Annotated in this window: 21 protein-coding genes and 1 pseudogene; all 22 read left to right on the top strand. The window is 44.2% G+C overall.

Annotated elements, in window-relative coordinates:
* Nucleotides 1-75: 75 nt before the first annotated feature.
* Nucleotides 76-1,602 (top strand): annotated as a pseudogene (locus tag AC1EK4_RS11460) (hypothetical protein); the annotation flags it as partial.
* A gap of 267 nt (nt 1,603-1,869) precedes the next feature.
* Nucleotides 1,870-2,187 carry a hypothetical protein gene (locus AC1EK4_RS11455; protein WP_480358352.1) on the top strand — a complete coding sequence of 106 codons (318 nt, stop codon included), beginning with the start codon at nt 1,870-1,872 and terminating at the stop codon, nt 2,185-2,187.
* The gene (locus tag AC1EK4_RS11450) at nt 2,184-3,653 is read left to right on the top strand and encodes a hypothetical protein (protein ID WP_480358350.1); all 1,470 of its coding nucleotides are present in this window, start codon (nt 2,184-2,186) and stop codon (nt 3,651-3,653) included. Before AC1EK4_RS11455 ends, AC1EK4_RS11450 begins: the two co-directional genes overlap by 4 nt.
* Nucleotides 3,650-4,540 carry a hypothetical protein gene (locus AC1EK4_RS11445; protein WP_480358349.1) on the top strand — a complete coding sequence of 297 codons (891 nt, stop codon included), beginning with the start codon at nt 3,650-3,652 and terminating at the stop codon, nt 4,538-4,540. The genes AC1EK4_RS11450 and AC1EK4_RS11445 overlap by 4 nt, the downstream gene beginning before the upstream one ends.
* Entirely contained in the window at nt 4,537-5,505 is a 969-nt protein-coding gene (locus tag AC1EK4_RS11440; protein WP_480358347.1) for a hypothetical protein, read from the top strand. Before AC1EK4_RS11445 ends, AC1EK4_RS11440 begins: the two co-directional genes overlap by 4 nt.
* A 4-nt stretch (nt 5,506-5,509) precedes the next feature.
* Nucleotides 5,510-6,094: a hypothetical protein gene (locus AC1EK4_RS11435; protein WP_480358345.1), complete on the top strand. Its 585-nt coding sequence runs from the start codon at nt 5,510-5,512 to the stop codon at nt 6,092-6,094.
* A gap of 37 nt (nt 6,095-6,131) precedes the next feature.
* A complete protein-coding gene (locus AC1EK4_RS11430; protein ID WP_480358344.1) occupies nt 6,132-6,569 on the top strand; it encodes a bacteriophage holin in 438 nt (145 codons plus the stop codon).
* A 2-nt stretch (nt 6,570-6,571) separates the two neighbouring features.
* Nucleotides 6,572-7,102, top strand: coding sequence for a glycoside hydrolase family 73 protein (locus AC1EK4_RS11425; RefSeq protein WP_480358342.1), 531 nt, complete (start codon nt 6,572-6,574; stop codon nt 7,100-7,102).
* A complete protein-coding gene (locus AC1EK4_RS11420) occupies nt 7,099-7,719 on the top strand; it encodes a DUF6549 family protein (protein WP_480358340.1) in 621 nt (206 codons plus the stop codon). The genes AC1EK4_RS11425 and AC1EK4_RS11420 overlap by 4 nt, the downstream gene beginning before the upstream one ends.
* Nucleotides 7,720-7,918: 199 nt before the next feature.
* A complete protein-coding gene (locus tag AC1EK4_RS11415) occupies nt 7,919-8,059 on the top strand; it encodes a hypothetical protein (RefSeq protein ID WP_480358338.1) in 141 nt (46 codons plus the stop codon).
* A gap of 45 nt (nt 8,060-8,104) precedes the next feature.
* The gene (locus tag AC1EK4_RS11410; protein ID WP_480358336.1) at nt 8,105-8,350 is read left to right on the top strand and encodes a DUF5053 domain-containing protein; all 246 of its coding nucleotides are present in this window, start codon (nt 8,105-8,107) and stop codon (nt 8,348-8,350) included.
* Nucleotides 8,351-8,609: 259 nt separating this feature from the next.
* A complete protein-coding gene (locus AC1EK4_RS11405; RefSeq protein ID WP_162837354.1) occupies nt 8,610-8,762 on the top strand; it encodes a hypothetical protein in 153 nt (50 codons plus the stop codon).
* 54 nt (nt 8,763-8,816) lie between these two features.
* Nucleotides 8,817-9,074 carry a DUF5053 domain-containing protein gene (locus tag AC1EK4_RS11400; RefSeq protein WP_480358334.1) on the top strand — a complete coding sequence of 86 codons (258 nt, stop codon included), beginning with the start codon at nt 8,817-8,819 and terminating at the stop codon, nt 9,072-9,074.
* A 200-nt stretch (nt 9,075-9,274) separates the two neighbouring features.
* Nucleotides 9,275-9,433 (top strand): hypothetical protein, encoded by a 159-nt coding sequence (locus tag AC1EK4_RS11395; protein WP_285134106.1) that lies wholly within the window; start codon nt 9,275-9,277, stop codon nt 9,431-9,433.
* 60 nt (nt 9,434-9,493) lie between these two features.
* Nucleotides 9,494-9,769 carry a DUF5053 domain-containing protein gene (locus AC1EK4_RS11390; RefSeq protein WP_480358332.1) on the top strand — a complete coding sequence of 92 codons (276 nt, stop codon included), beginning with the start codon at nt 9,494-9,496 and terminating at the stop codon, nt 9,767-9,769.
* Between the two features lie 191 nt (nt 9,770-9,960).
* The gene (locus AC1EK4_RS11385) at nt 9,961-10,146 is read left to right on the top strand and encodes a type II toxin-antitoxin system HicA family toxin (RefSeq protein WP_480358331.1); all 186 of its coding nucleotides are present in this window, start codon (nt 9,961-9,963) and stop codon (nt 10,144-10,146) included.
* Nucleotides 10,147-10,239: 93 nt separating this feature from the next.
* Nucleotides 10,240-10,641, top strand: a complete 402-nt coding sequence (locus AC1EK4_RS11380) for a pilus assembly protein HicB (protein WP_480358329.1) — start codon at nt 10,240-10,242, stop codon at nt 10,639-10,641.
* Nucleotides 10,642-10,785: 144 nt separating this feature from the next.
* Nucleotides 10,786-11,310 carry a BRCT domain-containing protein gene (locus AC1EK4_RS11375; RefSeq protein WP_480358327.1) on the top strand — a complete coding sequence of 175 codons (525 nt, stop codon included), beginning with the start codon at nt 10,786-10,788 and terminating at the stop codon, nt 11,308-11,310.
* Nucleotides 11,311-11,406: 96 nt separating this feature from the next.
* Nucleotides 11,407-11,826 (top strand): hypothetical protein, encoded by a 420-nt coding sequence (locus tag AC1EK4_RS11370; RefSeq protein ID WP_480358326.1) that lies wholly within the window; start codon nt 11,407-11,409, stop codon nt 11,824-11,826.
* 702 nt (nt 11,827-12,528) lie between these two features.
* A complete protein-coding gene (locus tag AC1EK4_RS11365) occupies nt 12,529-12,924 on the top strand; it encodes a hypothetical protein (RefSeq protein ID WP_480358324.1) in 396 nt (131 codons plus the stop codon).
* Nucleotides 12,924-13,250, top strand: coding sequence for a Tat pathway signal protein (locus AC1EK4_RS11360; RefSeq protein WP_480358322.1), 327 nt, complete (start codon nt 12,924-12,926; stop codon nt 13,248-13,250). The genes AC1EK4_RS11365 and AC1EK4_RS11360 overlap by 1 nt, the downstream gene beginning before the upstream one ends.
* On the top strand, nt 13,247-13,642 hold the full coding sequence (locus AC1EK4_RS11355) for a hypothetical protein (RefSeq protein ID WP_480358320.1): 396 nt from the start codon (nt 13,247-13,249) through the stop codon (nt 13,640-13,642). Before AC1EK4_RS11360 ends, AC1EK4_RS11355 begins: the two co-directional genes overlap by 4 nt.
* Nucleotides 13,643-13,753 lie beyond the last annotated feature (111 nt).

Below are 13,753 nucleotides of genomic sequence, written 5' to 3'. Positions count from 1 at the left end.
TAGTGGGTCAATAATAAATTGTTTTACTGGGTCTAAGATACTTTGCCAGCGTGGGTCAAATTAGTGTGGCTTTTCCAGCCAAACATTCAGGCATCATTTTCTCGTCCAGTCATAGTGAATGGCAAGCAGCGTGCGATGTTAGAATATGGTATTGATTATGTGGTGGGTGAAGGGAAATTGCCATCACACTTCCGCCGGCCACGTTACCCGATAGCCTATGCCAAACACTCTGTTATCTTCCGCAACGGAGCACATCTGCAGCTCGTATCGTCTGACCAACCTGAGAGCGTAGCAGGTCGCAATGCTGTTCATGCCTTTGTGGAAGAGATGAAGCACAATAGTGGTGAGAAATTGAAATCTCGTCTGTTTCCTTCACTTCGTGGTGGCTCGGCTGAAATAAGACGGTCTGCATATTACGAAGGTGTCACAGGAGTGAGCGATACGGCACGTGTCGACCTAGGAGAGGATGATTGGTTTGAGGAATACGAGAACAAGATGGACCGCCATCTCATCGAGGAAATAGCCAGTGTGTCGCTCGCCATCAATCAATCGCTATACAAGCAATTTACTCTTCAGCAGGAACTACGCAATACAAAGAATCCGGTCGTAATGGAAAAAATACGGTTAGAAACAGAGCGACTCAATTCCTTTGTTGCACGCTGGAAGCCCCGTCTTGCCGATATGCGTCGTAATGCCATCTACTATATCCGTGCATCTTCTTTCTGTAATAAGGATATTCTCGGTCCCAAGTTCTTCAAGACCCAGCTTGACACCCTCGACATGGACGAGTTCCTGACCGCCATCTGTGCCATACGACATAAGGAAGTCACTAATAAGTTCTTCACTACCTATGACCACGAACGGCATCAGTTTAAGGATAGTTATATTTATGAACAAATTTTAAAATTCGATTTAAAAGACCAGTTCTTTCTCACAGCACGTTACCTACAACATTACGACAAAAGAGAACCACTATACATGGGGTATGACCCCGGCAACTTTCAGTCTCTCATCGTAGGACAGAAAAAAGACTATGGGAATCGCTTTGACATTATCAAGGAATTTTGGGCATACATCCCTGATGACCAGCAGAACCTAGCACAGCAGGTATACTCGTTTTTTGGCAATGATGCCGTGAACAAAATTATCCATCTCTACCCCGACCGTGCAGGTAATAAGACACGTGAAGAACTGGAGCAGATAACTACCGATTCGCTCACAATGAAAGCAGCCTTGGAGAGTTACGGCTTCTCTGTTATCCTCTACAACGACGGTGCGCCCACCATCTACCACTGGCAGCAGTTCAGGCTCTGCCAGTTGCTCTTTGGCGAGAAACTTCCCTTGCTCCCAAAGGTGCGCATTGATGAAAACGAGTGTCCTAACCTTTGCAGTGCTATTCTTATCAGCCCACTGAAGAAAACAAATGGCAAAATAGAACTTGACAAAGCTTCGGAGAAAAAAGAAGAATTGAAACGAAGACCGGGACTAACCACACAGCTCCCAAGTGCAATGATATACCTCTTATATGGTCTTTATTCAGACATTATTAAAAAAGAACTCAGCAGTTATCCGGATAATTTGCCCGAAAACATAGCCATTTAACTACCCATAAAGTCCGAATATATCTATAAAAATTATCCAAAACAGGGTAATAACGAGGGTTATTTACATAGGTCAAAAAGTTACTTTATTGGAAATCAACGAGTTGCGTTCCGAAAGAGTGAAAATAAAAAGTCCAAACGACGGAAATCAGCACGCACCGCTGATTTTGGATATTGAGGTGCAACCTCTCAAAAGCACGGAAATATGACGCCAGCCCCCATCTGCCGTCCTTTGCCCCCATAGGGGATTTGCGTAATTTCGCAAGTGATGAAGAAGGCAATCGAAATGGACGGCATCAATGCGATGCAGTGGGCAAGGGAGATTAGCAAGCTCCCTGGTGGCGACTTCACTCTGTGCTTCTTCCCTTATTCGAGGTCACAGGGCGTGGCAGGGGATAAGCTCATAGTGAAACCACATTGCAAGTACCGCACCCAACTACCACAGGATAGGTTCGCAGTGAACTCGGAGAACTACTTCCTATTCGAGGATGAACAAGGCGAACCTAAGATGTGTTACCGCATACTCATCAGATATATGGGGTTTCCGAACGATGGATATAAACTACACAAGATAAATTGGTTATGACAGATAGTATAGAACTATACGGCAATGCCGGGAACTACATTACGGATGGTAATGTTTTCTCCTTTCAGATCGGTGAGGGGCAACAGTTACTTGCTAATCATGGATTTCTCGTACCACAAGGTTCCCAGTTGACTTTGCACGAACACTCATGGCTTGGTATAAATGGTTATCAAGTCTGTAATCGTGGAAAGAATAACACCCTCTGCGATGAAGTAACATTTGAAATTAAACAAAACCGTCTGCTACCTAGATTGTACAGCAAAGAAATCAAAATGTTATATGGGCACGGCCCTTGTGCCTATACTCAAACTGTTGCAGAAGGGAAAGTTAAACGTGAGTACCTTTCACTTCCGGAATGGGACGATTGGATGAACACATGGGATGAGAGAGGTATGGAAACAACCGCTCAAGAATTCGCTAAAACAAATATAAAAAACTATTATTATTTTGGCGACTTCTTTTGCAAATGGCGATTTGCACGTGGAAAAAGATTAGGTATGATACCTGTCTCCGGATTAGAACCGATGGAAAATAAGCACTGTCTACTTGCTACGAACAAACAGGATGTTGCATATGATATGGTGAACTATAACGATTTTCATCATATTATGGTAGGACAATGGAACTTCGGGCGTGGAAACTATAAGGTCTATCCGAAATTTCGAATGTCAGAAGTAGACAACTACCAGTACGCAGCCATATCCCACCATCGGGAAAAATCAGTCGATGAGTTCTACGGTGTGAACGAAACCCATCAAGGCGCACGCCCCTATATTCAAGGTAGCAATAAAACCGCTACCTACATCAACTCTTTCTTGCGCAACTCACTCGCTGCCAAGATACACATCATTATCCCCAATGCGTGGGTATCGAGCAAGCGCAACCAACTGATGAAATTGTGCGAAGAAAATAAAATACGCAAATCGAAGAAGCTAGACCTTGTCAAATATAATAGTATTGAGATTGGTACGGAGTATCGCGAATCATTACTTGTAGAGTATATGCGTTTAGAGCTTCGAAAAATAGGTGACTATCTCAGTGGTGCTAGTAACCAAGGTAAGGCTTATTCCTCAATATCCTTTATGGATTCATCCGGACACGAACAACAATGGAAGATTGAAACTGTAGACTTGAAATATAAAGAATATATCGAGGCTTTGATAGCATACGACAAACGAACCGAACAAGCCTTGTTGTCAAGTGTTGGTTTGGATGCTTCCATTACTGCTGTGGATAAAGATGGGGTTATCAGTAAGTCCGGTTCTGACGCGTACTACAACTACCTTATATATATAATGTCATTGACTCCAGAAGATGAAATATGCTCCGAGCCTTTCAATTATGCTCTTCGCTTAAACTTCCCGAATCTTTGGAAACAGGGATATCGCATTGGATTCTATCGTGAGGTTCCACAGCGTCAAGAAGATATTTCTCCCAAAAACAGATTAAATCAACAACAGGCATGAATATTTTAGTTGATATTTTTAAAGATTTCGGCACATTTAGCAAATATGCTCCCGGCGTTGAAACCAACATGGATCTGAACGACCTACAATCTTCCGGCACAACAGCTAAGAAACGAGTAGAGACGGTTATTACGGCTCCTGTGTTCGACGCTATCATCGCAGATCATATAGAAAATTCACTGCTGGAAGCCTTGCGCTCCGCCGTGGCTAACATGACCATGGCAACGCAATTAATTTTTGATAGTATCAATCGTCGCAAAAATAAGGTAGATATTTATAAGTACGAGATAGAGGGTATGAAACGCTCGTACATGGAGAACTACTATAATGCGATGGACAGTATCATACAGTTGTTAATGTCTGCAGAAGCCTCAGAAGATAATCAGGCTTCTCCGGCTTGGCTTTGGAAAAAATCTCGCTACTACAAGATAATTGATAGTTGTAAGATTTCCTCTGCAGATATTTTCGATTCTATATACCCTATAGATTGCTCTTATTTCTTTTTCTTCCGCATCCTTCCACTGCAGAAGGAAACACTCGATGAGCTTCTATTTATCTATTACGAGAAACTGTCTGACGCTAATCGTGACCGTATTGAACCGATTCTTAATCTCGCTCTTGCCAAAAAGACAATAGCCAAGTCGCTGCGACGCTTCGATATTTTGGAATTTCCCCCAACTATCCGCAATCTCTTCGATGACAGCCATGCCTCTCGGTCAGGGAAAGACGAACTCTCTGCAGCCATTTCCCTAGCCGACCGGCTCGACCGAGAAGCCGAAGAACTCATCTCCAATGCCGATACTCTGTTTTCCACAGACTCTTCCGTGGACTTCTGTTCCAATTCCGCCTATAATGACCCTAACGACAATATTATCATGCTTCCATGAAGGATATAGAACTTTCTTACAATAATACGATATACCATATACCCAACCGGTGGGATGCAATGACTTCTAAACAGTATATCCGTCTGATATCCGACCTCATGCGTATGACAGAGGGGCGATTATCTGCCGGAGAAGTACGCATCAATTACCTCTGCGATTTAATGTCGTGGAATAAACGAAAATTCAAGTCAGAAGAGCAGATTGCTAATCTCATCGCTATCTCTGAACAGCTTACATTCCTCTTCCAAATTAACTATCCGGACAACAATGCCATCCTCGACGGACTAGATGATAATACCTATCAACTATGTCGTCGTGTCGACCCATATCGCTTACACCATCCGCTCGCTCGTGTTCTTAGAAAACAAGACTACCAATACGTCGTCGACCTATGCTTTTGCACACAGCTCATCCCGCTGCTGCATGTCGGAAATAGGAATTACCAAGCATACCGTATTGATACCGATTATGGAATGCTCACTTGTTCGCTTACAGCCTTGCAGTATATCGAGGCACGAGAACTCATCGAGCAGGGCGACGCCTCGCTTCCGCTCCTCGCTGCCATTCTCTACTATCCCCACAAGGTTTACGATTCCGAACACGCCCACGCTTTAGCCAAAGAGTTCGAAGTTCTGCCTATTGAGGTTCTTACCGCCATATCTTTCAATTTTCAGGCATTCCATAACTATCTCTTCAACAAGACATCGTTCTCGCTTCTATCTAAATTCATACCTCGCCCCGGTCGCCCTATCACCACCGATGCATCAGATGCACTCTACGATTTATCAAAAGAAGGACTCGGCGATACCCGTCAAATCGAACAGATGAATGTCTTGACTTATCTGAAGATACTTCGAAAAAAAACTATCGATGCCGTTCACGACATGAAAGGCTTCGGCTGGGATAAACTCAAAATCAGCGAAGAAGTGGGATTACCCATCTCCGTAATTGACAAAATTCTATAAAGCGATGATTAAAGACCAATTTTTCTATTTTGCACAATACCCTGCCAAAAATGGTGTGCTGGCTATGTTTACCAACGGTTCTAGCGATTTTCCCGGCTACAATGAACTCGTGGCCGAACTCAACGCACTGCCGGAGATTTCACGTGTCCCCGATATTGCCAATTATGTTTACGGACAGTCGTTCGACGAACTCAGCGACCGGGTAGATAAATGTGTAGGTTCATTCCTCTTCGTAGATTACGGCGAGATGAATATGCTTGGCGACGGACACAATTCTTTCCGTTACAACCAACAGATGGCCATTACCGTTGCCGACAAGATGAACAACCGTGCCGACGCTGCTCAATATATGCTGGCCTCTGATCGGGCACTCCGGTTACTGTCTCAAGTTCATGCTTGGATGCTGGCCGATGCCGATGCCGGGAACATTTCTTGGCTCTCACGTGGCTCGCTCGACAAAGCCGAGATAGTCCCCTTCGTGGCCACAGAACTTCATTCTGCCGGTTGGACGCTCATGATGTCTTGCATTGCTCCCGACACGCTCGGCACCCACGATCTCTATCGGTCCTTTTACAAGAAGTTGGTATAATGTAATTTTGTAATACGAAATCAACACCTCGACATCAATGAAAAAATTACCAATGATATCTATTGTCTCTGTGCCACTCACCTTCGTGGCCGACCTCTCCCATTATCTTTATCAGGACTGGGAATTCGCAAAGTGGATAGGCGTCGCCATTGTTGTCGACACTGTTCTCAGCGTGTGGAAGCACTTTCTCCACAAAGATGCTTCCAGCGACGCTTTTTTCAGTAAGTTCAGCAAGAAGATTACCATCTATATTCTGCTGCTCATCCTTTCAAATGTCTTGGTAAACTACAGGGTTCAAGGTAGCATTGTCGGTCCTACACAGTGGATTGGAACCTATCTGTGCGTGTTCATGATGGTGCGTGAGTCATTCTCTTGCATTGAGAATATTCAAGCCATCTATCCTATATTTCCCACTTCATTCGTCCGTCGCCTGAAAGACTTCAACGACCGGGGCGAATACATCAAAAAAGATTAACCATGCCCACAGCTCTTCAACGCGCTTTTGCTCGCTCCGTCTATTCCGCTGCTAAGGCATCTACCGATATTGCCCCCGAATTCGTCACGGCACAAGCCATCCTCGAAACCGGATGGGGACGTTCCAAAGTCGGAGAGAATAATATTTTCGGTATCACCCGTGGTAGCAATTGGACCGGCAAGACTGTTCTCGTACTCACTCACGAGTATTTCAACACTCCCGGTCGTACTTTCGTCGCGCCCGAACGCATCGTCTCTATCAACAAAGTTAAGGGAGCGAATCGTTGGTACTACAAGGTATATCGCCTCTTCAAAGACTTCGATACCCTTGGCGATTGCCTTTCAGAACATTCCCGGCTTCTCCAAAAGCCCGGATATGCCGACGCATGGCCTTACCGTCACGATGCCGAAGAGTTCGCTCGTCGTATCTGCGATAACAAAGGTTGTAAGTATGCCACGTCTCCGGAGTATCTCCGTCTCATGCTCTCGCTCATCACTTCTGTACGCACAATCGTAAAGACCGAAACCAAATGAAACGCTTACCTCTCTTCACCCTTTTCCTCTGCGTTGCATGGATACTTACGCTTATCGGTAGCATCCTGCTCTATCGTGATATACTTTCCGACCGCAATCGCCTTCGTCATAATCAAAGTATTCTCCTACACAATGGCAACGTACATATATCTGAGACTCCCACAGGGCAGAGCCATGCATCCGTTCCTGTTCTCAACATTCGTTCGTCCGAATTCCGTAAAAGCAGCGACACCTTGGTAAAGGTCGCTCGGCAAGTGGGTGCCAAAACATCACGCATCTCCGAGGCTGCCACCACCGCTACTACCACCCATGCCGATATTGTAGCCCCGATAAAGAAGGAAGCTGCCATTACCATATCCACAGACAGTATGCATCACCCAGATAGTCTTGTGTGCTTTTCATGGAACGACGCTTGGATGTCATTATCCGGCTGCGTGACCGATAATACGTTCCGAGGTTCGATATCATCCTCAGACACCCTCGATATCATCGTTCATCGCGTCCCAAAGCGATTCCTTTTCTTTCGTTTTGGCTGTCGTGAGGTACGCATGGACGTAGTTAGTCGCAATCCTCATACCCGGCTCACCTATGCCCGGAATTATCAATTCACCAAGTAACTTGTTTTCATGTGCTTTAGTTTTTAGTTTCAAGGTAAAATGTTTTTGTATTCAGGGGCTTTCGCAGTGATGCGCAAGCCCCATTTTTGTTTCGCTTTTTTACTTCAAAAGTTAAATCCATCACCTTTTGATGATTTTTTCTTCTCTTTTATTTGGTTAATACGCAAAAGGTTATTATTTTTGTAATGTCAAATATAAAATGAGTCATCTGAAGTACACAGAGAAAGAAGACGAGTTGATACAAGCTCTAAGAAATTACAGAAAGGCCTATCCGAACGGTGAGCAGAATTTGGAGATCTACATCATGGAGTTCGTCTACGACTTAATGGAACATGAATAAAGAACCACTCTCCCTCAAAAGGGGGAGAGCCAAAAACAAAATAATATGGAAATAGCAATCAAACAGCAAAAAACAACCGTTCGGCAGGTTCTTAACGATGTTTATGAAGAGGTAAACTGGGCATACTTGGCAAAAAATTACTTTGGCAAATCGCGCTCATGGCTCTATCACAAGTTTAGCGGGACGAACAACGGGATAGCAGACGATTTCAGCGATGTAGACCGAGAACGGTTGAAGTCATCATTACAAGATATTGCAGCGCGCATCATGCAAGCTGCTGACAGGCTATAACTCATTGCCTGTATTTGACGAGAGGGTGTATCTGTAAGGATACGCCCTTTTTTACACAACGTAAAAATATTATACAATATCACATATTTTCACACATCCCACCGCTCGTTCTTTGTAGCCGTAGCAGCCCTCAAACCGCTACGGCTTTTTTGCTTCAAATGCTAAAACTTTATTTCAGTACAAATAAAAGTACTGAAATGTTTGCGTAGTACGGATAAAAGTATTACCTTTGCATTGTTCAATAAAACAAATATAGAATATGAAGACAAAAAAATTAGCACTCACAGAAATCGAGTTCGATATGATTGAGTCAGGGCGTAACTACCGCAAGAGTTATCCAAACGGAGACCCCGAGTTAAGATACTATCTTGAACGTCTCTTTGTAGAATGGCTCGAAGGCAACGAAGATTAAAACAAACAAGCCTCTCCTCTTCGGAGGAGGGCTTATTAAAGAAAGGATACAACTATGGCAACAATGACATTAAAGAGGACACAGGCGGACACCATGAAAGCCCAAATGAGCGACTTGCTGATTTCCATCTCATGGTCAGATCTCGCAAAGCGTTATTTCGGCAAATCAGGTTCTTGGCTCTACCATAAACTGGACGGCATCGACGGCAACAAGAAGCCCACAGAGTTCAGTGAGGCAGAGAAGTTAATACTTCGTGGTGCGCTCACCGACCTTGCCGACCGCATCCGCCGAGCCGCTGACAGCATACACTAAGCCTCGGTTTCTATATTGACCGATTTGAACACCAAGTCGCCACGTGGGCTGGTGGCGCATCTTAGCCCTCTTGCACCAAGCAAGGGGGCTTTTCTTTGGTCAAATGTTAAAAATACATTTTACTATCAAAAAAGATAGTATAAAATTTGGTTACTATCCAAAAGAGTAGTATCTTTGTATTGTTCAAATAAATATATAGTATGAAACAAGAAAAAATCAAAATGGAGGTTACCTCCGAAGAACAAGACCTCATTCAGGCAATCAGAAATTATTGCGACAGCTATCCAAACGGTTATCCACAGCTCCTTATTTATGCACAGGACATCTTCGACCGACTAACGGATATGCCAAAAGATTAAAACAAAAGGTTCTCCCTTCGGGGAGAGCCACTTATAAGATAAAACTAAAATTACAAGATTATGGAAATAGCAGTGCAGAAAGCAGACAAAATCACCGATATGAAGAACCGTATGAGTGATATATATCTTAGTGTGTCATGGCGTGAAATCTCACGCACTTACTTCGAGAAGTCTGTGCCTTGGTTCCAGCATAAGATGTATGGCATCGACGGAAACGGTGGTGTCGGAGGTTTCACACCTGAAGAAGCCCAGCAACTTCGTGGTGCGCTTACCGACCTTGCCGACCGCATCCGTCGAGCTGCCGATAGTATTCCAGCCCCGGCTGCTACTATATAGCCGATTTGAACACCAAGTCGCCACGTGGGCTGGTGGCGCATCTTAGCCCTCTTGCACCAAGCAAGGGGGCTTTTTGCTTCAAATGTTAAAATTCGCACTTGGTAGCAAAAAAGTTACCAAAACATTTGGAGGTTTGTAGCGAAATTGCTACCTTTGCATTGTCATTAAGACAAAAAGAGCTCTTTTAAATTATGAAGTACAATCAACTTTACAAAGAGTTGAGGAAAGCAGGATGCTTACTCACTCAACATGGTGCCGAGCACGATGAATGGACCAACCCTATAACAGGGGCGAAAATCAGGATTCCAAGGCATGGCAGCCATGAAGTCAAAACGGGGTTGTTGAAGAAAATCTACAAGGTATTGCTCGGACGTTAATCGTCCGGGCGTACCGCCCCTTTTTCAAGAGTTGGTTTGCTGAAATAATAAGGGAGGGCTCTTTTCTTTCAAGTATATCATAAACAACAGAATATGGCACACAAAATTTTGGTAACAATCGAGTTCGGCGACGATGGCACTTATTCTTGCTACAGCGAACAACCCATTGGCGACTATGCCCTCATAGATGGCGACGGAGCTACCGCTGGCGAGGCAAAGGCCGACTTTCTGAAAGCCGTTGAAGAATGCCGTCAGGCTTATCCTGAAGATGCACGCTACACAGGGCTTACTTTCGAGTATAAATATGACCTTCGTTCATTCTTCAATTATTTCAACTTTCTCAACGTTACCGAGATAGCCAAACGTGCTGGTATCAATCCCTCGCTCATGCGCCAGTACACCAGTGGGGTGAAGACAGCAGGAGAAACCACCTATAAGAAACTCTCCTCTTGCATCTCACAAATAAGAACGGAATTACAAACCGCCTCGTTCTAAGGGGCGACGTATTTCATAATAAAAGAGCCAAAGCCTCTGGTGTGTGATACATCAGGGGCTTTTTCTTTTCATTTTTTTGCGTTATTATTCGTTTTTTGTATCTTTGCTGCGAATTACGAAACAAAAACTAAGAACTATTACATTATGGAACATCAACTTATTGTAGACAGCGACCTTATCGCTTACCTGTCTAAGAAAGAAAACATTAACACATTTATCAATTTCTGTATCCGTGAGCGGATGGAGGCTGAAATTAACATGATGAAGAGAAAGGTTAGAAGACCATCTCTGGAAGACAGAGAAAATAGTCATCTCAATTCTGATACACTGAAGCCTCTCTGTGCGGAAGAAGTAGAAAACACTAATACTCCATTCTTCGGCAAGAAGATAGTTATAACAGGGCAGTTTCTCGCCTTTCCGAAACGTGATGTCTTGGGAAAGCTTCTAAAACAGTATGGGGCTGATATGAATACTTCTATTAGCAAAAAGACCGATATAGTCATTATGGGCTATGCAGCAGGACCAAAGAAGAAGGACTTAATCAAAGACCTCAAAGGGCAGGGCTTTCCGATTCAAGTATATAATGAGGAGCAGCTGCTAAAAGTTTTTGACGAATATCAGATACCTCATGATGAACTACCTGACGAGAAGCCTATTATTATAGAATAATTTTTACACCACGCAAAAATATTTTTATACCTTTTGTGGAATGTAACTTAAAACTATTAGTTTATGAAACAAGAACAAACATCACCAAAAGGATGTATGATGGGATGTTTAACATTCATCATTATTGGTTTAGTATTTTTCTTCATGGTTAATCGCTGTTCCAATGAACCAGAAGCAAGTTCTACTATTCAAACTGAAAAGTATGAACGTGATCCAATGGAAAGTAAGGCTATCACAATGGCAGAACAAATTGTGAAGGTAAATCTTCATACGGATTCAGATGTTGATTTCTCAGAAGAAACGGCACTCTCTATTGGGGACAATGCTTATGATGTTTTAGGGCATTACACGCTTAATGGAGAAGAACATAAGTACGACCTACGTCTGCATTATAAAGGTGGAGAGTGGACCGCTATCTCTAATTGGGAGTGGAGTCGATTGCAATTGATGCGTGTTGGAGCTACTGACTTAGATGAAGACCTGCATGGAACATGGACTGACGATGTAAGCTTTTAATTTTTGCGTCACGCAAAAAATAATTGCGCTTTTATTTGGCAGTTCCAGAACTTCTACCTATATTTGCAACTGTCAAAACCGAGAACAATGTTCTCAAACAAGGGCGAGATGATATCAAGCCCCGACTTATTAAATTCGATGGGCTTATTTTTATGCCTATATTGCAGACCACTGCATCGAAGATATGGCGGATGCCTTCCATGTGATTTAGCCCTTGTGGAGAAATCTCGGTTTTGACGAACAGGAAGAGCATCCGCTTTTTCTGTATCCGTACCCTGCGGATCAGGGCAATGTCAAAACCGAGTGCATTATGCAACAGACAATCAATTTTGAAGCTCAGGCGCAAACCGTTCGTCCGGCCATCAACGTACGTGCTACGATACAGCGCACCCCTAGCCTCCCCCGGCCCCTCCAAAAGGAAGGGAGCAGCAATCCGCGTGTAAATTTCTCTCCCGAAAATTTGCACATTCACTTTTCTTTCGTATCTTTGCAATGTCAAACAGCGGAGACTAATGTCTTCGACGAGCGGGAACTCGCAAAATATCCATCATCTTTTACTTTTCAGCCACATAAGATATTGACGGCTGCCTTCCATGAGGATTCTGCTTTTCGGAGTATTCTTCGCTGTTTGACGACACGGAAGCGCAGCCGTTTCTGCGTCCGTACCAGCCGGAAGCTGGCAACGTCAAACAGCGAAAAGTAATGGCAACATTATCAGTTCAGCGCACAGCTCAGCGCGCCTTCTCCCTCAAGGAGTGGACCAAGGCAAAGAGTACCTGTAGCCTCCCCCAGCCCCTCCAAAAGGAAGGGAGCAGCAATCCGCGTGCAAATTTCTCTCCCGAAAATTTGCACATTCAGAAAACATTCGTATCTTTGCAACGTCAAAATCTCAGTAAGTCTTGTGCTACTGACGAGCGGGAACTCGCAAAATATCCATCATCTTTTACTTTTCAGCCACATAAGATATTGACGGCTGCCTTCCAATTGGGATTTTTGCTTTTCAGAAGCATAATTACTGAGGTTTTGACGAACACGGAAGCGCAGCCGTTTCTGCGTCTGTACCCGGCAGTTCCGGGCAACGTCAAAACCTCAGCATAATGGAAACGCAACAGACAATTTCCTTCGAGACCTCTGCCCAGGTGCAGCAACCCCTCGACGTACGTGCTACGATACAGCGCACACTCAAGTCATTAATATTACGGGGAGAGGCTTGGCTCTCTGCCGAGAGCCGGTTCTACAGCCGTATCGCCGAGTTCCCCGTAACCCGTCGTTTGGTTATTCGTGTAAACGCTGTATCTTTGTGCATGCTTCTCTCGGCCATCGCCATCGAGCAGCAACCACTCGTAGCCATCACGTCCGCACTCTGCGCCGGCTGGCTCGTCTATCGCATCAACCAAACAGATAAAAAAGGAGGTAAACAATGATTTGTCCCATTTATTCATCAGTATCACGAGTACCCATGGCAGCCCTCAATCTATGGTTGCCCGTATTCTTCCATCCGTCAAACCAAGAACACTTCAACCGCACGCTGCCCCTCGACGTAGCTAGAGAGAACTTCCTGTCCTATACAGGAAGTGTTGTACCGGATGGTACAATGATGGAAGCCATGCACTACTATGCCCTTGAGAGCGGATACCTTACACTCAACCCCGCATCCCTCGATGTGCTGCCACCCAGCGACAGGCATCCCTACAGCCTTATCTTCACCTTCGATCAAGAAGGGCAAAAGGTAATGGCATTCCACATGCAGACAGATGACATCATCTTTCCTATTTTAAAACAACAATTACAAACCCAAGAAGTTAAAACACGATGAAACAGACAGCTTCAAATCCCATCCCATCCCCTACTGGAAAAGCCACACTAATTTGACCCACGCTGGCAAAGTATTTTAGACCCAGTAAAACGATTTATTATTGACCCACTA

It is taken from the genome of Prevotella sp. C0026C3 (genome assembly GCF_056590795.1).
Note: the sequence above shows the minus strand (reverse complement) of the source record. Positions and strands in the feature narration are given on the sequence as shown.

Excerpts from the sequence above, each read along its gene's own strand:
- AC1EK4_RS11380 (WP_480358329.1), top strand. The coding sequence starts at position 10,240 with ATGGCACACAAAATTTTGGTAACAATCGAGTTCGGCGACGATGGCACT.
- AC1EK4_RS11365 (WP_480358324.1), top strand. The coding sequence starts at position 12,529 with ATGGCAACATTATCAGTTCAGCGCACAGCTCAGCGCGCCTTCTCCCTC.
- AC1EK4_RS11370 (WP_480358326.1), top strand. The coding sequence starts at position 11,407 with ATGATGGGATGTTTAACATTCATCATTATTGGTTTAGTATTTTTCTTC.
- AC1EK4_RS11450 (WP_480358350.1), top strand. The coding sequence starts at position 2,184 with ATGACAGATAGTATAGAACTATACGGCAATGCCGGGAACTACATTACG.
- AC1EK4_RS11390 (WP_480358332.1), top strand. The coding sequence starts at position 9,494 with ATGGAAATAGCAGTGCAGAAAGCAGACAAAATCACCGATATGAAGAAC.
- AC1EK4_RS11435 (WP_480358345.1), top strand. The coding sequence starts at position 5,510 with ATGATTAAAGACCAATTTTTCTATTTTGCACAATACCCTGCCAAAAAT.
- AC1EK4_RS11385 (WP_480358331.1), top strand. The coding sequence starts at position 9,961 with ATGAAGTACAATCAACTTTACAAAGAGTTGAGGAAAGCAGGATGCTTA.
- AC1EK4_RS11415 (WP_480358338.1), top strand. The coding sequence starts at position 7,919 with ATGAGTCATCTGAAGTACACAGAGAAAGAAGACGAGTTGATACAAGCT.
- AC1EK4_RS11455 (WP_480358352.1), top strand. The coding sequence starts at position 1,870 with ATGAAGAAGGCAATCGAAATGGACGGCATCAATGCGATGCAGTGGGCA.
- AC1EK4_RS11440 (WP_480358347.1), top strand. The coding sequence starts at position 4,537 with ATGAAGGATATAGAACTTTCTTACAATAATACGATATACCATATACCC.
- AC1EK4_RS11430 (WP_480358344.1), top strand. The coding sequence starts at position 6,132 with ATGAAAAAATTACCAATGATATCTATTGTCTCTGTGCCACTCACCTTC.
- AC1EK4_RS11405 (WP_162837354.1), top strand. The coding sequence starts at position 8,610 with ATGAAGACAAAAAAATTAGCACTCACAGAAATCGAGTTCGATATGATT.
- AC1EK4_RS11410 (WP_480358336.1), top strand. The coding sequence starts at position 8,105 with ATGGAAATAGCAATCAAACAGCAAAAAACAACCGTTCGGCAGGTTCTT.
- AC1EK4_RS11445 (WP_480358349.1), top strand. The coding sequence starts at position 3,650 with ATGAATATTTTAGTTGATATTTTTAAAGATTTCGGCACATTTAGCAAA.
- AC1EK4_RS11360 (WP_480358322.1), top strand. The coding sequence starts at position 12,924 with ATGGAAACGCAACAGACAATTTCCTTCGAGACCTCTGCCCAGGTGCAG.
- AC1EK4_RS11375 (WP_480358327.1), top strand. The coding sequence starts at position 10,786 with ATGGAACATCAACTTATTGTAGACAGCGACCTTATCGCTTACCTGTCT.
- AC1EK4_RS11420 (WP_480358340.1), top strand. The coding sequence starts at position 7,099 with ATGAAACGCTTACCTCTCTTCACCCTTTTCCTCTGCGTTGCATGGATA.
- AC1EK4_RS11425 (WP_480358342.1), top strand. The coding sequence starts at position 6,572 with ATGCCCACAGCTCTTCAACGCGCTTTTGCTCGCTCCGTCTATTCCGCT.
- AC1EK4_RS11395 (WP_285134106.1), top strand. The coding sequence starts at position 9,275 with ATGAAACAAGAAAAAATCAAAATGGAGGTTACCTCCGAAGAACAAGAC.
- AC1EK4_RS11400 (WP_480358334.1), top strand. The coding sequence starts at position 8,817 with ATGGCAACAATGACATTAAAGAGGACACAGGCGGACACCATGAAAGCC.
- AC1EK4_RS11355 (WP_480358320.1), top strand. The coding sequence starts at position 13,247 with ATGATTTGTCCCATTTATTCATCAGTATCACGAGTACCCATGGCAGCC.